Here is a 21253-nt window from a genome sequence, read left to right on the forward strand (position 1 = left end):
AGCTACGAAATTGTGATTTGCAACCGTCGTTAACTATAGTGAAATTGGCTCAGATGACAACGCTGGGATGGAAGAATTTGGTGGAGGGGAGCCTGAGTAAACGTTAAGGCATTGTGGATGAGTTCATAGAGTGCCTGGAACAATCGTTGCGAAAAATTAAGGGATTGGCGTGAGCGTTGCTTTAAGCAAGGCCAGGCTGTCGGGGTTATCCAGCAGCCAGCGGGCAAATTCATCGTGGGCCAGGCTGTTGCGCCAGGTTCGGTACGTGCTGCCAGGCAAATCCTGGAAGAAAAGAATGACGACCGTTGGTGTGACTTCTCCGAGGGGGTAGGCGTAGTAGGCGGTGTTGAGAATGCCGGGCAAAGAGCCATTTTTGTAGCCGAGGTTGCTAAATCGTTCCTGGTTGGCGGGGAAGATCATGGGCCATTCCAGGTAGCGGCGGGCTAAAAAGCTGCTTTCTGCGTTGGTGAGGCCGTTTTGGGCAATCCGGGCCATAAGTGCCGCATATTCGCGTGGCGTGCCGTGGGCGCTGAGAGCGTGGCTAAAGTAGCGTTGATCTTGTGGAGACGGCCGTCTCTCCTCCTGGTGCCACATCTGTTCAGCTTCACGAAAGCTGGCCTCAGTGACATATATCTCTGCTAATTGAACCACTTCAAGGCTGTAGCTGGCTGGATTGTCTAGATAGGCTTGAATGGCCGGGCGGTCACTGCTGCCCTGACGGGTTTGGTTGCTCATGGCCATGAACTGCCCCAAAAAAGTGCAGGGGGCGGTTTGCTGGGTGAGGTTGAGGGTTACGGCCGTTTCCTCAATCACCCTCTGCCCCAAAAGCATGTGCAAATAATCGGTGGCCGCGTTGGCGCTGTGACGCATCATCATCCAGGGTACGTCCTCTAGGCGCAGGCGGTCTGGATTGGGCAGCAGCAGACCATTTTCTGCCAGTTCAGCCACGGCACGGTTATGCGACCCCAAATCATAGCCAGGCAGATAGTACCGTTCCAGCGTTGCCAGGGTGACGTAGCTGGTGGGGTCTAGCTGGCCTGCGCCCACCGCTTCGGCATAAGCAACCAGGTGCACAATCTTCACTACCGAGGCGAGGGGCATTTGCATGTCGGCATTGTGGTAAATGCCGTTGGCTTCATCCCCCACGCGGTAGGCTACCAGCCCCACGCTGCCCGGATTGGCGATTAGCTGTTCCCAGGCGGGGCGTGCCGCTTCTGGTAGTTCCGCCAGCAGTGCGGCTAACGCAGCCGGGTCTGGTGCCAGTTGGGTAATGGTCGGCACACTATTTTGCGGGAGCAGCGAGAGGTGCTGGCCGCACGGTGTCACTGGTTCTCCGGTAAAGAAGGCGGTTGCTGTTGGGAATGGTGTGGGTGTGCCAGTGGCCACTGCCAGCGGAGCCAGGGTTGCAGAAGCGGTGTTAGCTAGGGTCGGGGTGGGGGGCGGTATTGCGGTTGTGGCCAGATTACTTTCAACCCTCGCTAGTGAGGGGCTGTTTTCAGCAGACGGCCGTTCACAACCAACCACCAACCCTAACAGCAGGATGAAGATGAGCATGAATTTGATACCTCGGTGCCACATGGCGTGGGATTGTAGCGGCAACGGCCATAACCACCTAGAACGGCCGTCATCTTTTAATCCGACAGTAAGGCCAGTGGACAGGCAGCATGATAAAATTAGGGGGCGACGAATCTTACTTTGTAAAGGAATTTCAGATGACCAAGCGACTTTCAAGCCTCTTCTTACCATTATTTTTGCCGCTGTTGTTGATTGCGGGCATTCTTTTTTATGGACGTGCCCAAGCTGGCGGGCCAGATATTTGTAATGCTGGACCGCCAACTTGCGATTATGGCAGCATTCAGGCTGCGTTGGATGATGATGCCACCGTGGGGACAACGCTCCAGCTCGCTGGGGAAATCTTTTTTGAGAATGTGGAGATTACGCGGGCCATCACTTTGGTCGGTGCTGGAACAGGCATCACCGTTATTGATGGACAGGTGACGGATACGGCCGTCCTCATCCACAGTGATCCAACCGTTTCAATCGCTAGCCTAACCATTCGCAACGGCGACGCCACGATGGAAGGGGGCGGTGTTCTGAACGAAGCAGGGCAGGTGACCCTGACCGACGTGATTGTAGAAGAAAATATGGCACCGTTCGGCGCAGGTATCACCAATAACGATGTGATGATTTTGGATGATGTCACTGTGCGTAACAACGTGGCTGATGACATCGTGGGCATGGTCTCAGTTTGTGAAGATTGTGCCGGGGGTGGCATTTACAACCAGAGCACCATGACAATGACCAACAGTACCATCCACGGCAACAGTGCCCAGTTTGGCGGCGGCATGGCAAATGCAATCCCGGGCACGCTGTCGGCAACCAATATTGAGGTTTACGGCAACAGTGCTGCCGATAACCCATCTGACCCCAGTGCCGGGGGCGGCATTGAGAATTTGGGCATGATGACCTTAACCAACAGCACGGTACGTAACAATGATGCGCCGAACGGGGCGGGGGTGTCCAATGGCGGTACGCTCACAATCAGCGGCAGCGACATTTACAGCAACATGGCCGATACGCGCGGGGGCGGCATCCACAACTCGCTCAACCTGACGGTGCAAACCAGCAACATTTACGACAATGAAGCCGGTTCTGGCGGCGGCGGGGGCCTTAGCTCGGAATCTGGAGATGTGGTGGTGGAACAAACGGCCGTTTACAGCAACAGTGCAACCGGCAGCGGAGGTGGCATTATCCACAACGTTTCGCTGGGTGATAACAGTTTTATCATTACCAACAGCACCCTCAGCGGCAACAGCACAACCGGCAGCGGGGGCGGCATTCGTAATGCAGGCATTGCCAGCACCGAGCTAAATAATGTGACATTGAACAACAATTCCTCGGTTGTGGGCGCGGGGCAGTCGGTTTCTGTGGCCGGGGGAACCCTCGCCTTCAAAAACAGCATCATCAATAGCTCTGGCATAGATTGTAGCGGCACCGTTGGCTCCAATGGCTACAACATTGCCAGCGACAGTAGCTGCGGGCTGGGTGGCACGGCCGATTTAGTGAATGCCAGCCCGCAACTAGGGTCGCTGCAAGATAACGGGGGCAGCAGCCTTACCCACGCCCTGTTGCTAGGGTCACCCGCCATTGACAGCGGCAACGGCTGCCCGGCAGTGGATCAGCGGGGCGTTACCCGCCCAGCAGGCGTGGAATGTGACAGAGGTGCTTACGAATTTAGTGAGGCGAGCGAGGCGATCTATTTGCCGTTTGTGATACGGCCGTAACGAGAAGATACCCCCTTCTTAATCCTCCCCCAGAAGGGGAGGAAACTGACTCCCCTCTCATCGGGAGGGGCTAGGGGAGGGCATTTTTTACAAATTGCCCGTACTAATTTTTGGGGACGGGGTGTTTGGTCGAGAGACGAAATGGCTGGCTATGCTGCGCCAGCGGGCGGCGCGGTACAGTTTACGCACCGGTTCTTCCCCAGGTTGATAATCTGAACGGAGCGCCAGCAATTCCCCAAACAGCCGTACCGCCTCTTGCCACCGCTTGTCGTTAAAAGCAGCTAACCCTTGCCTGTACAGCGTGCTTACTTTGTGGTTCTCGTGGCAGCGGCGAGCGGCTTCCTGCCATTGGGTACGGCCGTTTTCGTTATAATAAAGCGTCGCCAGGTAGTTATATTTTGTGACGGCCTCTTGCCATTTCCCTTCCGCTTCTAGCTGTTGGGCCGTTTGTTCCTCACGGTGGCGCAGCCGCAAAAACTCATCCACATTTTCAATGCGGGCCGTGTGGCCAATTTCCCGGTAAGCGTCGAGCGCTTCTTTAAGTTGCCCCTGGCGCAGCAGTTGGTCTGCTAGCAGAATCACTTCTTTCCGGGCAATTTCAGATAACGCGGTGGCAGAACGGCCGTCTTTGCGGAAGTACGGGTCTACCAGCAGCACCTGGGCAAATGCCTTGTAAGCCGTGCGCCACTGCTTTTTGTCTAGCGCCTGCACCCCCAGCAAAAAGAACGGCAGCAGTTCTGCTTCCCAGCAGCTATCTTTCTTGATTTGCCAGGTCGTCTCTCGTTCGTGGTTCGGAAAATCATTTAGCAGATGGTCGTAAATCCAGGCAGCTTCTTGGTAGCTACCAACGGCCGTTGCTTTTTCCGCTTTTGCTTCCAGTTCCTGAATGGTTAGAAGCTGGTGAACTTCTTTGGCGTGTTCAAAATCATCTGCTTTCTTGAAGGCAATCAGAGCGGCCTCCAATTCGCCAGTTTCCAGAGCTGAGTTGGCAATGCGTTCATACTGCGCTTTACGCCGCAGCGCAGCGGCACGCATTCCATCCTGCTCATAATGCGAGTTGAAGGACTCTATTTTGGCAAAGATGGCCTCGGCCTTGCGCCATTGTTGGTTAATGAGATGCCTCCACCCATGATTGAACAAAGCTGCGAGTTGCTCCTCTGTAACTGTTGCGGACGAAACGGCCGTTTCTGGGTGGGTATTGGTGGGTTCAGTGTGTATTTCTTTCATGATGTATATTGCCAATTTTGATTGACTGGTCTCCCCGGTAATGCTTGCTGCTTTGTGCGGATGCGGCCAGATGGTAATTTGAACTGACTGTTTATCCATCTGATTATTCTTTCTCGTTCTAAATTTAGCGTAGGTTAAAATCCTTAAACCACGTCTTACATTCCGGATTCCATTTGTTAGCCAATATCAGCCATTTTCTTCTAGCTTGTGGAATTGGGTAGGCTGTGAAACGACGGTCGCCAGGTTGGTCATCTGCTGCTGGTAAGGCGCACAGTTTGATGGTTTGTTGCCGGGCGCAATCCAGCACAGATTGGATGAGCTTGGGGGAGAATGTGCGGCCACTTCGGCTGCGCTCAGGGCCGGCGCTGCCAGAAAAACAAGCGTCAGCCGCGTCGTATCTGGGCCAAGAAAGACATCGCAAAGCTGCTGAGGTCGTAGATGAAGGCCGGTTTGTTGCTGTGCGAACTGTACGGCCGTTTCCCACGGCGCCATTAACCCAGCCGTTTGCCCACCCGGTAGCTGCCAAGTAGATTGCTCATCTGGCCGATGCCACAGATAGGCACCAGCCTCATTTTGCACGAGAAGATACGTATGAACATCCCAGGTAGGCGGGGCTTGATACGGTGGCTTCCCCTGCCAAGCGCGCTTTACGTCCATCCAGCGGTAAATAACGTTGCGGAGCACAAACAGGGAGGCTTTGTTGAAGGTCGAGACGGAATGTTTGAAGAATAACGGCCGTTCCTCGGCATGGTTCAGCGTTTTGCCAACGCGCTCCCGGTGAAAGCTGCTCATCCGGCGGGGCAGCGGATTGCTGCTAAAGAAGCCCACCACAGGCGACTCTTCCGAGGTGGTAATCTCGCCGCCGCGCAGCAGGCAGCGGAAGGCAAAGCCCAAATATCCCGTTGGCGGCAGGGGCAAGAAGGTGACGGCAGCCAGGCGCACAGGCAGCACAATCAAGCCTGTTTCCTCGCGCACTTCACGAGCGGCTGCGTCTGGGAGGTGTTCGCCAGCATCCACGCCGCCGCCGGGCGGGGCATAGGTGCGCGTATCGTTTCGTTTGATGAGCAGCACGTTGCCATGCTGGTCAACCACGATGCCATTGGTGCCAATGTTCATCTACAAATCCTGTGTTTTAGAGATATTTCGGAATTTTCAAATCACGAATAAGCGAATCAAACGAATTTGCATTAAGAAATTCGTCCATTCGCATTATCCGTTGTTTTTAGCCATCCCATTTTGGAGATTATAGCGCGTTGGGATTGGTTTGGCTGGCTGGCAAAAATAGCTGGATGCCGTGGTCATCGCTGAACATTGCATCTGGCGGGCTTTGAAAAACGCGCCACGCCACTATGATGTCGCCGATGGAAGCGGCCGTATTCACCAGCAGGGCAATGAGCAGCAGTAGAGCAATAGCGGGCGGCAAAAAAAGCAACAGCACACCTCCCACAAGCGTCATCGAAATGACGGGAGTGAGCGTCATCACCAAATATTGCCGTCGGGTGAGGAAGCTCCCTTTTTGGATGGTTGCCACCAAGTACAGCTTGAGGAAAGCGTAGTGGGGTTTATGCCCAAAAAGCTGCAAAGTCAGGCCGTGCAGCCACTCATGCAGCAGCATAGAGCCACCCAAAATCAACACCCCAAGAACGATTTTCCAGCCCAGCGGCAGCGTTAGCGTGGGCCATAGGGCCAACGGTGAGCTGTTGAAGCGGTAAACCTGGTATGGCAGCCAGAGCAGCAGTACGCCACCGCCCAGCGGTAACAGCGCCACAAAATTGGCGTAAATGAGTAGCAACCACTGCGGATATTTTTCTAGCAAATCCCAATTGGCAAAAAGCGGCCGTGCATAAGCGTAACCGGGCGGAGGTGTGGGCGTTGGTTGAGACATGTTAGCGAATACGACCGTCTTGCTTCCTAAAAATCACGTTTGGCGAGGCCGCGCAGGCATCTGCAACCCGCTCGCGGTGCTGGGGAAGGCTGTTGGGTGGTTCTTCACCTGGTTGGAACCAGGCAAAGTCGGCCGCTTCGGGGCCGGGGGTGAGCTGCCCACTCACAATTTCGGCGGTATAGTTGAAGACGAGATTGGCTTCGTTTGTGTAGCTGTTGATGCTGGTGAGATCGAACAATTTGACTTGGCAGCCAGTTTCTTCGAGCGTTTCACGCATGGCAGTTTCCCAGGGAGGCTCCTCATTTTCAGCACCACCACCCGGCAAATTCCATAAGTCCCTGTCGGTGCGCTTGATCCACAGCGCCGCGCCCGCCGCGTTGCGAATAATGGTAAACGCCCCCATGCGCCAGCTTGGCGGCTCTGGCCAGAGTGGTTGTCCGCTGCGCCGCCTTTGCCAACGCTGAATGGGAAACAAGATGCGCCCTAGCACTTTTTTGCCCGCTTTTTGGATAATCGTCATGGGTTGGGTGAGTATGAGTGGTTGGTGGCTGCGGTGGTTCAGGCTATGTTGAATCCGCTGCTGGTGCATGGGCAAGATGGGGCGGGGCAGCTTGTCTGGGGCAAAAAAGGCAACGGTGGGGGATTCTTCAGACGGCCGTATCGTCCCCCCAACCAGTTCGCAGCGAAAGTAAAAGGAGAGGTACGCATTCGGTTCATTAGGCCAATGGTAGATGCCCAGCAGTTGGGACGGCCGTACCCGCAATCCAGTCTCCTCGAATGTTTCCCGAACGGCCGCTTCGGTAGGCAGCTCACCTAGGTCTAAACCGCCGCCCGGCACGTCAAAGGTGCGAATGTCGTGCCGCTGAATCATCAGCAGCTCTCCGGCGCTGTTGGTGACGATGCTGCTGGCGGTCATTCGCATAATTTGCTCCGAAAATGTAACGGTAGGGACGCACCCCCGTGTGCGCCCAATCTGGGCAGACACGGGGGTCTGCCCCTACAGAAAATGGTTGCCTAGCCACCATTTGAACCGCCGCCAACGGCCGATTTTGCGGCGGACAAAGTAGTTGTGATACCGACTGGCGGCTCGCCAGCGGGCTGGCCAGCGACGATCAATCTCGTCTGTGCGGCCAAAGCTAAAGCCTGACCCTGGTTGGTTGTGAATGACGTTAGCCAGCAACGGCCGTAACTCCAGCCCAAACGTCATTATTGGATTTTGCATCGCTTGCGTGGTTAACACAAACTCGGTGGGAATGTTGCCCAAAGAGCGCGTACCGTGTAAATCCACCGTGAAGTCGTAGGCCGCAAGCTGATCCGCCAATCGCTTCACGTTTTGGGGCAGCATCTCCTGAAATGAATCATAAACAGCTACCGATTCATCTAAAGATTGCAGGCGAAAGTTGCCGCGGCACGTTTGCAGCGGCACCTGAAAAAAAGAGGTGCCGCGTACGTGGGTGCCACTGTCGCCATGATTCGTACTCAATGATTCGCGGGGGAACACGTAAAAACGCTCATTGTTTACCAGATATTTGGTTTTGAGGGGAAACCAGTCGGTTGGCGGAAAGGTTTGGAAAAGTTCGTGCATGGGGTCTGTAGGCAAAACCTGGGTGACGGCCGTTTCTCGCCAATCCCGAAACGCTGCCCACTGCTTTTGCGTGTATGCCTGCCCCTGAAACCAGGCGACCTGCATGAAAAATACGTCCCCATTATCCAAAAACGGCGTAAATGGCTCATGGGTAATGCCGTGAAACCAGAGGGCGTTGAGGGAAATGCCGGCAATTCGGGGATCATCTGCATAGAAGGTGAGCGCGTCGGTGGCGTAGCGGTAGGCCATTGGCGACACGACCAGATCGTCTTCCAGCAGGAGGATGCTCCCAAACTCATCCACCCAATCGCCACAGGCAAATACGTGCTTGATGAGACCCAACGGCCGTTTCTGTACCACCACGCGCTTTTCACCAAACGGCCAATTAAACTGCCTAGCTACTGCTAACACCGCCTCAAACTGCGCCCCGCCCGCATCAATGGAAATGACGAGCGGCACGTCGTCTGCGGCGCGGATGGCAGCAAGCGACCCCAGCAGGCGTTGCAGCGACGCCGGGCGATTGTAGGCTACAACCACGATGGCTGGCTTCATTCACCTGCCTCCGTCGCCGTCTGCACTATCGCGTCAAAGGCACGAATGAGCTGAATGGTGGCAACGTGCGGTTCTTTCGCGGGCTGCCAAACGCCGTGCGCTAACGAATCGCTCACGGCCAGCAATGCTGACGCTTCAACCTGGCAATGCTGCGCTACAGCAAACAGGGCTGCGGCTTCCATCTCCACGGTTTGGACACCGATTTTTTGATAATGCTGCACGGCAACGGCCGTTTCCCGATAAAGTGCGTCGGTTGTCCAGGTGGTGCCGGTGTGGCAAGAAAGCTCGGCGGTGTGAACGGCTGTTTCTAGCTTGGCTGATAACTTTGTGGATGCGGCTACCGTTTTTGCGGGCGGCAGGTAATGGTGCGAGGTGCCTTCGTCACGAACGGCCGTATCTGCCAAAACCAAATCCCCCGTTTGCAAAGTTGGCTGCAAGCCACCCGCCACGCCCAGCAGCACAAAGTTGGCTGCGCCCCAAACGGCAAACTCTTCCACTAAAACGGCCACAACGGGTGCGCCCACGCCAAATTTTCCGGCAACGGCCACCCGATTTTTGCTTTTTGCCAGCAGGTAGGTTTCCCCAAAAAAGCCCGCCACTGGCTTGCCCCGCCACCGCTTCACGGCGTGTTTGAGCAAGCTGGCCTGTGGGCAAAAGATGAGCCACGTCGGGGCAGAGGGTAGCTTTTGGTTTTGCAGGCGCAATGCGGCCGTCAAAATCGGCGATGCATCAAAATCAATGGGATAATTTGGGTAGCTCATTTTCCTTACTCTTGATTTACGACAATTGGTAGGGGCGGACCCCCGTGTCTGCCCAATGTGGGCGCACACGGGGGTCCGCCCCTACAGAAGGCGTTTATCTTGTAAAGTCATTGTTTTCATTTTTCAAACAGTGTCCAAAGGGCGATTACCAGCAGCCATTCACCAACAACTAGCCCCACGGACAATCCGTTCAATCCTTGCCACCGAAAAGCGGCCGTACAGATGACGGCCGTTCCTACCAGCGATAAAAAAGTGCCTGCCAGCACCCGCTTTTCTGCCCCGGCCACGATTAGTTCTACCGCCAGCGGTTGCGACAGCGCAAAGGGAATCAATCCCCAGGCCAGCAACTGTAGCGGAAGAACGGCCGTTTCATAGCCATCCCCAAAGAGCAAAAAAATGAGAGGACATGCCAGCAAGGTTAGCAAAATGGCAGCCAGCAAACCATACATTACCAGTCCCCAGCGCACACGCCCATCCACAGCGGTTTGCTGGCGAGCCAGCATGGGGAAGACCGCGCCCATCACCGCCGCTGGCAGCAGCCGCGCCGCCTCCACCAGGCGTAGAGCCGCCGCCATCTGCCCGGTTTGCGCCATTGTGCCCTGCCAGCCCACCAGCAAAATGCCGATGCGCTGGAGCAGAACGGCCGTCACCATCAATAACGCCAGCCACAAGCCTACAGTCGCCAACTTTCGCATCTCCGCTAGCCGCAGCAGTGGCCAACTGAGGCCAAAATTGGGCAGCACTTGACGACAGCTCCACCAACTTACTCCGGCAGAGATGATTTGCACCGCTACCAACCAACCAATCAAGCCTGCAAAACCGACGCCAAACGCAAAGAGAACGGCCGTTCCCCCCAACTGTAAAAGCGCGGTGCCCAGCGTCAAAATGGCCAGCCAGCCCATCTGCTCGTAGGCGCGTAGGGCAGCGTTGCTCACCGTCAGCCAGGCCAGCGGCAGCAGCGCCCAGCCGTACAGCCGCAAGCCCGCCACCGTTACGGCCGTTTGCCCAGAAAATGGAACAAGCCACAAGCCCAGCATAAAAATGCCGACCAAAAGCAGCTCCAGCGCCAGCACGCTAGCCAGGGGAATCGTATCTGTTCGTCGCGCCGCCCCAATTTGGCGCAGCAGCACCGTGTCTAGGCCAAAGGTGCTAAAGACGTTGCCGATGTAAAGTACCGCCATCACCCAACTCAACTGCCCTAAACCAACATCGCCAAGCTGCCGCGCCACCAGTGCTAAAAAGAGCAGTCCAATCCCTTGTTGCCCCACTCGCGCCAGCCACAGCCACAGCGAATTGCGCCCAACCTGCCGCAGCGTCTGCCCGGAATCAGCCGAGGCGCGGGAAAATAGAATCAGTGGAAACTGGGCGGGTTCCCGCTGCTGGCGCAGGTACACTTTTAGCTGCCGCGCCCAGCGTCGCCAGGCGGGAACCGTCTCGATGCGCCGCGAGCGCAGTTGGAGTGTGCTAGCCAGCGCCTCTAGCCGTGCTGGCGTGAGGAAGTTTTCGCTGGGCAGGGCGTTGGAGGCGAAGCCATATTTTTGGGTGAAAGCCGCTTCCCGCTCGGCGACCATTTGCTGGCCGCTGGCTGGGTGTTGGTAAACGGCCGTATCCATCACCACCACCAATCCGTCAGGGCGCAGCACCCGTGTTGCCTCTTGCAGCGTCTGCTCATAATTTACCGAGTAATGAAACGCGGCGTTAAAAATCACCAAATCAACCTGTGCGTCGTCGAGCGGCAGATGGTCAAATTCTGACTGCACGGCGGTAAACTTGGTTTGGTAATGGCGGTTTGCGCCCAGCCCGTCGCGCATGTTCACGCCCAGGTCAACTGCCGTTACCTCATGCCCCTCTGCCACCAAACGATTGGAGAGCCAGCTGTTGCCTGCGCCCAAATCGAGGATGTCCAGAGAGCGATTTTGTTGTTGAGTGAACGGCCGTATCACCCTTGCCAACAGTGCCTCAAAACTACGCGCCCGCACTGCCCAGCCAGCCTCATCAACAAAGGGCAGCGCCCGGTAAAATGCCGAATCACTGCTGCCGCGCCCTTCCTGCTTGCGAACCGTCTCATACTCCTGCCGAAACTGCGCCAGCGCAGCCACCCGCTCCGGCGGCAAAAACCGCCAAATGCCCGCCTCACGGGTAAATGCCAGCCCATCTGCCTCGCATTCCAGACGGTTTTCCGCGCAGAGTGTCAACTCCCCCCGGCAAACTGGGCAAACAAAAGGCAATGGCTGATTAGGCTGTTGGTTCATATTTAGCAGATAAAATGAAGAAATCGCCCATTCGGTTCAACACGGGCCAGCGGCAAACGCGGTTGTCTAGCTTGGCTAACCAGTGAAAAAGCTGGGGATGGTTGTGGGCAAATTGATCGTTGTCTGCTGGAGGCGTGAGAAGTGACAAGCTGCTCAATTCCAGCGTTTGGAACGCATCTCCCAACGCTTTTTGCACCTGCCGGGGCGTGAAATAATAAGTTTGGAAGGTGACGCCTTCCACTTTGGCAGTAACGCCGCCGCGCCGCAGCCGCCGGGTGGCCACGCGCCAATCTTTGGCAAACCGCAGCAGCTCCCACGGGCAAATGGGCGGCATGATGACCCAGGTGAGCACGCCCCCGGGCTTGAGTACGCGGGGCAGATGTTGGGTAACGGCCGTTAACTCCGCCACACAGTTCAACCCACCAAAATTAGAAAAGATAGCATCATACGGCCCACCTTCCAGGCGATTCAGCTCCGTAAACGAGCCTTGCTGAACGGTTAAACGATCCCCAAGCCCCAACGCAGTCCGCTTGCAGCTAATTTCGGCGACCATGCCCGGTGCGATGTCGGTGGCATGAACCCGATAGCCCCGCTCGATAAGCGCCACCGCGTCCAGGCCGGTGCCTGCGTTTAGCTCCAATATGTGGGTGCCGGCGGGTGTCCAGCGAGCGAGCTGAGCATACACTTTTTCGCGCATTCGGGTCAGATTGGCATGATCCACCCCAAACTGATCATAAACGGCCGCTTTGTGTGAAAATGCCGCTGCCACCTGCGAAAATTGCTGATCATCCATCGCAATTCTCCTGCGTAAGTAGTGCGTATTGCGTATTCCGTATTTCGTCACCTACGCAATACGCAACACGCAATACGATTTTCATTGCTGGTGTTGCGTCCGCATTCATGAGTTTTCCTCTGGCTGGGGGGATGGCTGGGCAGATTGTGCCAGCGGCATGTGGGGGAGTAGCGTGGCATCGGATTGGCTGACTTTGCGGAGGCGACGGAGCCGCCAGCGTGCCAGCGGCAGGCGCAGCCAGCGGTAGGCAATCGCCGCCATTTCGTACAGGTGCGAGCCGCGCCACTGGCTGGGCTGTGTGAGCAGGGAGCGCAACTTTAACCAGCTTCGCCGCGCCCGAAATTCCAGGTGAACGGCCGTATGCAACTGCCGGTAAAATTGCGTCGTGTACGTTCCCTGGTACATCATTGCTAAATCGGCCGAATCGACCCAGTTTTTCTGTGTGCCAAGCTGCGTGGCCACCCGCTCGTGGAACCGCGTGCCGGGCAGGGGGTACGAAACCGAGATGCCAATATCGTCTGGCAGACAGTCGCGCACGAGCTGGAGCGTTTTTTGAATGTCTTGCCACGTCTCGCCCACGTAACCAAATTGGAGGAAGAAGCCCACCTTCACGCCTGCCGCCTGCAGCTTTTGCGTCGCTTCCCGAATTTGCTCAACTGTGGTTCCCTTCTCCATTGCGTCCAAAATGCGCTGCGAGCCAGATTCCGCGCCCAGCCAGATGATGTCGCAGTTGGCTTGCTTGAGGGCTTGCACATTGTCGGGCTGGCGCACAATTAAATCGGCGCGACTGAGGCATTTGAAGGGTAGATGAACACCCCGCGCCTGTACTTCGGCAGCAAATTCAGGCCACCAGCCCGGTTTTAGCCCCATGATATCGTCGGCAAACCAGATGTGGTCGGGTTGGTGGGTCTCTTGCAGCCAGCGCATTTCGGCGGCGACGGCTTGGGGCGAGCGGGCGTTGTACCGCTGCCCCCAAATGGGTTTGGCGCACCAGTTGCAATGGTAGGGGCAGCCGCGCGTGGTGACCATGTTCATCGAGTAGTAGCCGTGTCGCGCTAGCCAAAGTTGACGATACTTTTCCACGTCTACCAAATCCCAAGCGGGGCGGGGCAGGTCGTCTATCTGGGTGAGGACGGGGCGGCGAGGGTTTTGCTGGATACGGCTGTTTTCCCCATAAGCCAGCCCCGTAATTTGTGAGAAGGGGGTGGTGGAACGGCCGTCTAGCACCGCCAAAAGCTCTACCATCGTCTCTTCCCCTTCGCCCAGCAGCACAAAATTGGCCCCTTTTTGCAAATAAGATGTGGCGTGGTCGGTGGCGTCGGAACCGCACAAAATGACGGTGCAGCCCGCCGCTTTGGCCATTTCGATCATGGCAAAAGCTGCCTCGCGCATGGCCAGCAGACACATTTTAGAAAGGTAGTTGAAGCTGTCTTCGTAAATGACGGCAAAGCGCGGCTGGTGCTGCTGCAACGCCACCTGCCACTCTACTGGAGAGTCGGCGAGCATCGCATCAAAAAGTGCCACGCTGTACCCTTGCTCACGGGCGACGCTGGCCGCGATGAGCGTCCCCAACGGCGGGTACGGTTGCATCGCCTGCCACAGCTTGGGATCAAATTTCAGGTAGTAGGATTGACCAAAAAGAATATCGCTCATCTTGAAATATCACGGTTTACCTTTTTGTCATTCCCGTGAATACGGGAATCCATCGCTTAATAAGAATGGATTCCTGCCTGCGCAGGAATGACAGATGTGAACAATGTTATTTTCTTTCATGTTTTGGCAGCATAACGCGGTTTTGGTAGGCTCGGAGGGTCTGTTTTTGGTGTGCCTGGAAATGACCTTTGCACACAACGGCCGTAAAACAACTTTCCTCCGAAATATTTTGCTCCTGGGTCAGCTTTTCTATTTTTCGCGCCTGTTCCCACTGCTCGAGCCAAGTTCCCAGCGGTGAGCGTAAGGGCAGCTCAGACACCGTTTGTAGCCATTGCTTGGGCTGGAATTTGGCTGACATTGCCTGCGGCGGGCCACCAGCGTTGGGTAAAAATTGGAACACCCACTGGTTTTGCTGGCGCAAACATTGGTAAATTGGCAGACCGGAAATTGGCACCATTTGGGCAATTTCACGAGCGGTATAAATCGTACGCTCTGAAAAAACCAGTGCCGATTCGCTTACAAAATAGTTGGGGCAAAGCAAGATGTCCCGTCGCGCCGCCCATCGTACCATGCCAATGATGAACGCCCGCGCCAGCCACAAACGGCCGTTTTCCGTCACAATAAAATAATCAATATCCGCTTCCTTGGCCACATTGCTCATCGCCAAAGAGCCAGTGACGGCCACCATGCGAACAAAAGGTAGTTGGGCGATGAGAGAGCCATACCGTCGCGCTTCTCCCCACAATTTTTGCGATGTTTGCTGTCGCGTTTGGCGCAAGGCGACCACCGCTTCCCGCCCTGCCAAACAGTAAAAACCGTGAAGACAGCTTATCTGCGTTGCCAAAACGGGGCTACTTGTCAACATTTGCCGCACATCTTCTAGTGTGGCCAAAACCCCATCGAGGTAGCGGTGAATTTCTGCCGCCGTGAGTGGATAATCGAACACGTCTACGTAGGAAAGGGTGCGCCAAATGGCTTGCTCAAGCTGGGGTTGCTTGCTCATTCGCCGCCTCCCGGTTCTACAGCGTGCCACTGGGCTGCTGCCAGCCCCCACAGCACTGCCCCTTTGGGCAAAAACAAGGTTGGTTCTGGATGCACCAGGCCCATGACGATGAGTGCCAGCCAGACGGCCGTCCCTACACGATGTTTGGCTGAACGGCCGTACCGCCCCAGCGGCCACAGCCAAAACAGTAGCCACAAAATGAGACCCACCGCGCCCAGCTCTGCGCCCATCAGCAAAGGGACGTTGTGTACCGTCACTGCGGAGGGATTGATTGCCTGTGCTGCTGCCAAATATTGACCAAGACCTGTGCCCAGGAACGGCCGTTTGCCAATCAACTGCACCGCTATTCCCAAATCCCGCTGCCGCTCCCACAAAGAGCGGCTCTCCAGCGGCGAATCCAACGCCACCAGGCGGCTTGCCATCAAATCGCCATAAACCAGCACAAACAGCAAAATGCTCGCCAGCAAAATTGCCAGCGGCACGGCAAAATGTCGCCAGGAGCGGCGCAGTGCGGGGCGACGATGGATGAGGAATATGACCCCACCTACGCCCAGCGCCAGCCAGGCCGAGCGGGACAAGCTCACCAGCAAGCCCGCTACGCCAACCAGCAACGCCAGCCAAAAAAAGCCGCGCAGCGCCAATGGCTCCAGCCGTGCCTGCTGCGGCCAAATCAGCAAAATTAAGGTGGTGAGCAATAGGCCAAGCTGGTTGGGATGGCTGTTAAGACCGTAAGCCCGTAGCCAATTTTGCCCATCCCGCTGAGCGACGCTGGTGCCCTCCACCAGCAAATCTAGCGTAGGTTCTCCTAGCCAAGCCGACCCAAGTTCCCGCTGCAAAATGAATTGGCAAACGGCCACCGCACCTTGCACCAGCAGAACGCCCGCCAGCACGCGCCACAGCCACTTCTGTTGCCAGGTGGGATGGTTAACCAGGAAAAGGTAGATGAGCCAGCAAAGCCCCAGCATAGCTACCAAATGCACGGTAGCGGAGTTGAGGCGGAGCAATACCAGCAGTGAAAAAGTAGCCAAAGGCACGACAATTCCACCCTCACCCCAACCCTCTCCCTCAAGGGAGAGGGAGCCATCCCCTTTCCCTAGCAGGGGGAGGGCTAAGGTGGGGGTTTGACTGCCCAGCCACCAGCCACCAACCACTAGCAGCGGCAGCAGTGACAGCACACCAATTTGCCAGCCGTAGCCGGAAACGGCCGTTGGCAATGGCAGCGGCAACCAGCTAAACGGCCCACCCTGGCTGCTGGCATGGCTCACCAAAAGCAGGAAGAGCATCAGGCCAAAGAGAATTTGGCTGAATTGGCGCAATCGGCTCATGGATGGCTCCCGTTTAATGCTTGTTGGTAGACTGCGGCCGTTTCCCGTGCCGTTCGTGCCCAAGAATATTGCCTGGCTCGCGCCAACCCACATTGCTGTAAATGCTCACGCAAATCGGCATCCTGCAAAAGCGTGGCCAACCCGTCGGCAATAGCCTCCTCATCCTGCGGATCAACCAGATAGGCCGCATCCCCACAAATCTCTGCCATAGCAGAATTGTGGCTGGTGAGAACGGCCGTGCCGCAGGCCATCGCTTCCAGCGGCGGCAGGCCAAATCCTTCGTATAGCGAGGGAAAGGCAAAGAGCGTGGCGAGCGAAAAAATACCGGGTAAATCTTCCTGGGGCACGTAGCCCAGATTTTGCACAACCTCCTGTAAACCTAACGCTTCAATTTCGCGCTCTAGTGAGCCGTTGAGCAGCCAACCATTGGGACCAATGAGCACCAGCCGGGTGGGGCAACCACGCTGGCGTAAGCTGCCCACTGCCCGGATGAGCCGGGTAAGGTTTTTGCGTGGTTCAATGGTGCCTACAAAGAGGATGAAGTTGTCTGGCAGGTGGTAGCGGGTACGTAAATAGTTTCTTTGAGCAGGATTTTCCAATGGTCGGAAGTTGTCGGGGGCGGCTTCGTGAATAACGTGGATTTTTTCGGCGGGCAGGTTCAGGGTACGGATCAAATCCTGGCGAGCGTGGTAAGAAACGGTGATAACGGCCGTTGCTCGTCGCGCTACATGGGGTAAAAGCAAGCGTAGAGCCAGTAACCGGCTGGTTGGGTGGTACGCGCCGTGCAAAAAGAGCGAGGCATCGTGAATGGTGATGATGGTTGGGCAGTTCACGTTAAACGGAGCCGTGTTGTTAGGGAAGTGGCACAAGTGTGGCTCCGTTTGCCGAATGATGTGGGGCAGCATCAACTGCATCCAAACAAAGCGACTGATGAATTGGCGAGCCACAGGACGCATTTGCGCCAATTCTGCCTCCAGCGGAGCCAACGGCTGGTTGCTAAAGAGCAAATATTCCCACTCCGGGTGTTGCTGAACCAGATGTGTTAGCAGGCGGCCTGTGTAATGCCCTACGCCAGAGCGTTGACCCAAAAGCGGCGTGCCGTCAAACCCAATTCGCATTCACTATCCTTCGCACTCGTGTCATACCCGCGTAGGCGGGCATCCATTTTATTCACCAGCGTGGATTCCTGCGGAGGCAGGAATGACGTTTTGTGTGCTCGTTTGCTTAACGAAGCTGTTCGATTGCCACCAGAGGCCAACCAGTAACCAAAAAAGCAATCCGGTGCTGTTGAACAGCAAAAAGAAGTCAACCAGGCCGTGAATCAGATAGGCCAGTAAGCTGGCTAAAATGGCTACCTGCCACGCGTCAACAGGCCGTCGGCGCAAAACGCGCCATGCTGCCTTGCCCTCCCACACCAGCCAGATGAAAAAGGGTATAGTGGCCATCAGGCCACTCCCCACCAGAAATTCCAAATACCAGTTATTGGTGTGAATGGTCTCATTCCAACTATCGGCGTTGAGCCAACGGCCGTACACCAACCGAAAATTATCCAGACCAATGCCCAGCAACGGCCGTTCGCCAACCATTTGCAATGCCAGGGGCCACAGCGTGCTGCGGTCTGGGATGGGTAGCTGATACGCCCAGGCAGGTACGGCCGTTTCCGGTGGCACATCAGAATCTGCATTCCCCGGCAGAACCACAACCGAGGTTGTCGCAAAAACGTTGCTCTTCTCGCCAAACCAGGTAATTTGCTCCTGCACCACGTCCCAAATCAAGGTATACTCACCCGGCAGGGCTGGCGCACGAACCGGAATTTGCAGCGAGACCGTTTGACCGGGCAGCACGGGCTGTTCAAACGGCCAGCGCGGTTCGGTCAGCTGCAGTCCGCTCTCATCCTGAATCCAGCGCCCGCCCAAATTGATGGGTGGCTGCCGCTGACTAGACCAGACCAAAGCGCCATTGTTGGTAACGGTTAGGGGGACATCACGCGTGTCGTTGGCCACCAAAGTAAGCGTCTGGGGAACCTGCCACTCAGCCAGATACCAACTGCTGTCCCCCTCGCTGCCCAGCCGTAAGCGAAACGCTTCGCTAGCATAATTGTGGAAGATGAACAGCAATCCAACCAATCCAAGAAGGCCCAGCCACGGCTGCGCTAATTTAAGTCGCCAACTCAGCAATAGTAACATTGCCCCACTTACTGCGCCAATGGTTAAAAAGCTGGCGCGGCTGAGGGTAAGGAAGCTGGCCTGAAGCAGGAGAAGCAGTAAGAGGAGGTTGAGCAAGAGGACGGCCGTTTTCCTGGATCGCTGCCACCAGAGCCAACCAGCCATCAGTAGCAGAGGGACAATCGCTTCCAGATAGATGGCAGCGTGGTTGGCGTAATCCAGCGGCCCCGTTAACCGCAAATATTCGCCCGCCACGGTAATGCCAGCCCGAAACGGCAGCAGCCAACCCAATTCCCGCCCCAGCCATACTTCAGCTATGCCAATAACGGCTACCAGCAGTCCGCTGGCAATCATGGCCCAGATGAGTTTGGTGCGCTGCGCCGCGCTGCTCACAAGCTGGGGTACGGCCAGCGCCAGCCCGATGCCACTCAGCAGCCGCAGGCTGGCTTTGAGGGCGTTGGCATTGTGTTCTGGGGCGAGAACGGCCGTTGCCACAAACATCCCCCCAGCTACCAGCAACACAATCCAGCGACGGTGAGGCAAGGGGTTTGACGGCCTGCATTGAGTAAGACGAAGCGGCCGTTGTTGCCACCATATCAACATCAACCCCGCTACCAACAGGATCAGCCCTAGCAAAAGTTCAACATTAGTGATTGCCAAAGGGCCAATATTTACAAGAGGCTGGTCTAGCTCAAATGGCAGCGTGAGGGCAAGCAGCAGCAACAACCATTGGCTAATTTGGCGCAAGGTTATTGTTGAAATCCTTCTCCCCGGCACGGATTGGGACGGATAACCAATTCTCGCGTGGAGGTAGGGGACAGCTGTAAGAAGGGGAATAAGCGCAGTAGGGATTGTAAGCAAAATTGAAGTTGACTTTAATACGGCCGTCAGCCAAAGCCACCAAGCCCGGCCGATGATTATCCAAATATCGCCCCGCGCCATACGTCTCACTGCCGCTGGTGGCATCACGGAAGGGCAAGAAAAACTCCTGGCCATGGATGTCGCTGTAAACAGTAAGGCTGGCTGGCTCTCTGTCTACTTCGAAAGTGATACGGCCGTAGCGACGGTACGGCCGTACATCCCCCGTGCTGGTTTCCATTTCAACCATTGGTTCCGTGGCGGCAAATCGCTCAACTGGAATAATGAAAACGAGCAATTCATTTGGCTCAAAATAAGCCAAACCGTCAAAACTTGCCCGCTGTGTGGCATCCAGTGGCGACTGAGGATGAAAACCCATAAATTGGTCAATCTCATTACGAAAGTGAATTAATTCGTTCATCTACTGTTCCATTTCTTAATTGTTTAAAATCTGGGCAATTGTAGCAGACATTGCTTCGTAAGAAGGGAACACTTGCTCACCGTTAATCAGGAAGGTAGGGGTGCTGCGTGCGCCGTCGGCCCTGGCCAGCCGGATTGCCTGGGTGACAAAATTCCGATATTTGCCAGAATCTAAACAGTTGTCGAAAGCGTCTCTATCCAGGTTAACGGCCGTTGCAATCTCTTTCACCCGCTGACTGCCCAAATTGGGATAATCTTCCAGGTTTTCGTAAATGTAGTCGTGGAATGGCCAAAACGCATCTTGCTCGGCGGCACACTGCGCCGCTTCTGCCCCGGTTGGGGATGTGGCCGTTATCACCGGAAAATGCCGGTATTCAAAGCTGATCTGGTCACCAAATTCAGCTTGGAGCTGTTCTTTGATGCCTAAATTATGCCATCGCTTACAGGCAGAACAGGCTAAATCTCCATATTCAACCACACGGACAGGTGCGGATGCTGGCCCGTCTAGGTTTGGGGAAATTTGAGCGGCCAGTTCTTCCGCCGGAACCACGCCAGCATTGCGCCACCAGGCAATTCCGGCAAAAATTAGCAGCAGCACAATGACGATGCCCCCATACCGAATCTTTTGTAATCGAGCAGCTTTGGCTTTGGCAGCTTGGCGCTGTTGCTTGCGTGTGGATGACGTTTTTGCGGACATGAAACCTCCAACTTGAAAAATTTGGAGGGATGGTAACACGGCCGTTTCCACCCAACTGTAAGCAAACACCCAAAAGGTGGAGACAAACACCCAAAAGAAAAAGGACACCCTTTCAGATGTCCTTTTTAGATTTAGGCGGAGAGGGTGGGATTCGAACCCACGGTGACCGCAAGGCCACAGTGCTTTTCGAGAGCACCCCAATCGTCCACTCTGGCACCTCTCCGTTTTCAGTTATTGGTATTCAGTTACTAGCTTGCGGTTTACCGATGACGGATAATCATTATCGATTACGTAGTTTTTGAAAGAACTGCTGCAGTAATTCTGCTGCTTCATCTGCCAAAACGCCGCTAGTGATGTTCACGCGGTGGTTAAACTCAGTTTCATCCAGTACGTTGACAATGGAGCCGTGTGCGCCAAAGCGGGTATCTTTGGCTCCGTAAACAAGCCGGGGCAGCCGAGCCTGGATCATGGCGCCGGCACACATGGGGCAGGGCTCCAATGTACAGTAGAGCGTTACGTCCAGCAGCCGCCAATTTTGCACGGTGACGGCCGTTTCCTTTAAAGCAATCATCTCCGCGTGGGCAGTCGGGTCTTGGTCGCTTTCTTTGCGATTAAAACCCTGGCCAACGATACGGCCGTCTAACACCGCCACCGCACCCACAGGCACCTCGCCCAACGCCGCGGCCTCCGCTGCCAACGCTAGTGCCACCCGCATCCACCGTTCGTCTTCAGCAGCTTGCGTCTCGCCTGGATTGATAATGTGCAAATCGTTCACAGCGTCAGAATTATAACA

General features: G+C 55.8%; 18 protein-coding genes and 1 tRNA gene. 1 reads left to right on the forward strand and 18 read right to left on the reverse strand.

Annotated elements, in window-relative coordinates:
• Positions 1–156: 156 nt before the first annotated feature.
• Positions 157–1554: a serine hydrolase gene (locus ACOQPM_RS24570; protein WP_420631034.1), complete on the reverse strand. Its 1398-nt coding sequence runs from the start codon at positions 1552–1554 to the stop codon at positions 157–159.
• 110 nt (positions 1555–1664) lie between these two features.
• On the opposite strand from ACOQPM_RS24570, the gene ACOQPM_RS24575 reads away from it, so the two are divergent.
• Positions 1665–3284: a choice-of-anchor Q domain-containing protein gene (locus ACOQPM_RS24575; protein ID WP_420631035.1), complete on the forward strand. Its 1620-nt coding sequence runs from the start codon at positions 1665–1667 to the stop codon at positions 3282–3284.
• Positions 3285–3371: 87 nt separating this feature from the next.
• Here the strand turns inward: ACOQPM_RS24575 and ACOQPM_RS24580 are convergent, their stop codons facing one another.
• The 17 genes from ACOQPM_RS24580 to tadA form a co-directional block, all read right to left on the reverse strand.
• Positions 3372–4511 (reverse strand): tetratricopeptide repeat protein, encoded by a 1140-nt coding sequence (locus tag ACOQPM_RS24580; protein ID WP_420631036.1) that lies wholly within the window; start codon positions 4509–4511, stop codon positions 3372–3374.
• Positions 4512–4697: 186 nt separating this feature from the next.
• The gene (locus ACOQPM_RS24585; RefSeq protein ID WP_420631037.1) at positions 4698–5627 is read right to left on the reverse strand and encodes an NUDIX domain-containing protein; all 930 of its coding nucleotides are present in this window, start codon (positions 5625–5627) and stop codon (positions 4698–4700) included.
• 127 nt (positions 5628–5754) lie between these two features.
• Positions 5755–6396, reverse strand: a complete 642-nt coding sequence (locus tag ACOQPM_RS24590; RefSeq protein WP_420631038.1) for a DUF3267 domain-containing protein — start codon at positions 6394–6396, stop codon at positions 5755–5757.
• Position 6397: 1 nt separating this feature from the next.
• Positions 6398–7318: an NUDIX hydrolase gene (locus ACOQPM_RS24595; RefSeq protein ID WP_420631039.1), complete on the reverse strand. Its 921-nt coding sequence runs from the start codon at positions 7316–7318 to the stop codon at positions 6398–6400.
• 75 nt (positions 7319–7393) lie between these two features.
• Positions 7394–8533: a hypothetical protein gene (locus ACOQPM_RS24600; protein WP_420631040.1), complete on the reverse strand. Its 1140-nt coding sequence runs from the start codon at positions 8531–8533 to the stop codon at positions 7394–7396.
• Complete coding sequence (locus ACOQPM_RS24605; RefSeq protein ID WP_420631041.1) at positions 8530–9294, reverse strand: nucleoside phosphorylase; 765 nt, start codon at positions 9292–9294, stop codon at positions 8530–8532. The genes ACOQPM_RS24600 and ACOQPM_RS24605 overlap by 4 nt, the downstream gene beginning before the upstream one ends.
• A gap of 116 nt (positions 9295–9410) precedes the next feature.
• The gene (locus ACOQPM_RS24610; protein ID WP_420631042.1) at positions 9411–11546 is read right to left on the reverse strand and encodes a methyltransferase domain-containing protein; all 2136 of its coding nucleotides are present in this window, start codon (positions 11544–11546) and stop codon (positions 9411–9413) included.
• Positions 11530–12339: a class I SAM-dependent methyltransferase gene (locus ACOQPM_RS24615; RefSeq protein WP_420631043.1), complete on the reverse strand. Its 810-nt coding sequence runs from the start codon at positions 12337–12339 to the stop codon at positions 11530–11532. The genes ACOQPM_RS24610 and ACOQPM_RS24615 overlap by 17 nt, the downstream gene beginning before the upstream one ends.
• A gap of 105 nt (positions 12340–12444) precedes the next feature.
• Positions 12445–13992 carry a B12-binding domain-containing radical SAM protein gene (locus ACOQPM_RS24620; RefSeq protein WP_420631044.1) on the reverse strand — a complete coding sequence of 516 codons (1548 nt, stop codon included), beginning with the start codon at positions 13990–13992 and terminating at the stop codon, positions 12445–12447.
• 106 nt (positions 13993–14098) lie between these two features.
• Positions 14099–14995 carry a hypothetical protein gene (locus ACOQPM_RS24625; protein WP_420631045.1) on the reverse strand — a complete coding sequence of 299 codons (897 nt, stop codon included), beginning with the start codon at positions 14993–14995 and terminating at the stop codon, positions 14099–14101.
• Positions 14992–16320 (reverse strand): O-antigen ligase family protein, encoded by a 1329-nt coding sequence (locus tag ACOQPM_RS24630; RefSeq protein WP_420631046.1) that lies wholly within the window; start codon positions 16318–16320, stop codon positions 14992–14994. Before ACOQPM_RS24630 ends, ACOQPM_RS24625 begins: the two co-directional genes overlap by 4 nt.
• On the reverse strand, positions 16317–17438 hold the full coding sequence (locus ACOQPM_RS24635; RefSeq protein ID WP_420631047.1) for a glycosyltransferase family 4 protein: 1122 nt from the start codon (positions 17436–17438) through the stop codon (positions 16317–16319). The genes ACOQPM_RS24630 and ACOQPM_RS24635 overlap by 4 nt, the downstream gene beginning before the upstream one ends.
• Before the next feature lie 48 nt (positions 17439–17486).
• Positions 17487–19232, reverse strand: a complete 1746-nt coding sequence (locus ACOQPM_RS24640) for an O-antigen ligase family protein (RefSeq protein ID WP_420631048.1) — start codon at positions 19230–19232, stop codon at positions 17487–17489.
• Positions 19219–19764 carry a DUF1684 domain-containing protein gene (locus tag ACOQPM_RS24645; protein ID WP_420631049.1) on the reverse strand — a complete coding sequence of 182 codons (546 nt, stop codon included), beginning with the start codon at positions 19762–19764 and terminating at the stop codon, positions 19219–19221. The genes ACOQPM_RS24640 and ACOQPM_RS24645 overlap by 14 nt, the downstream gene beginning before the upstream one ends.
• A 15-nt stretch (positions 19765–19779) precedes the next feature.
• Positions 19780–20460, reverse strand: coding sequence for a DsbA family protein (locus ACOQPM_RS24650; RefSeq protein WP_420631050.1), 681 nt, complete (start codon positions 20458–20460; stop codon positions 19780–19782).
• A 136-nt stretch (positions 20461–20596) separates the two neighbouring features.
• Positions 20597–20683 (reverse strand) — tRNA-Ser (locus tag ACOQPM_RS24655).
• A 57-nt stretch (positions 20684–20740) separates the two neighbouring features.
• The gene (gene tadA / locus ACOQPM_RS24660; protein WP_420631051.1) at positions 20741–21235 is read right to left on the reverse strand and encodes a tRNA adenosine(34) deaminase TadA; all 495 of its coding nucleotides are present in this window, start codon (positions 21233–21235) and stop codon (positions 20741–20743) included.
• Positions 21236–21253: the final 18 nt, after the last annotated feature.

The sequence above is a fragment of the Candidatus Leptofilum sp. genome (assembly GCF_965223525.1).
GTDB lineage: Bacteria > Chloroflexota > Anaerolineae > Promineifilales > Promineifilaceae > Leptofilum.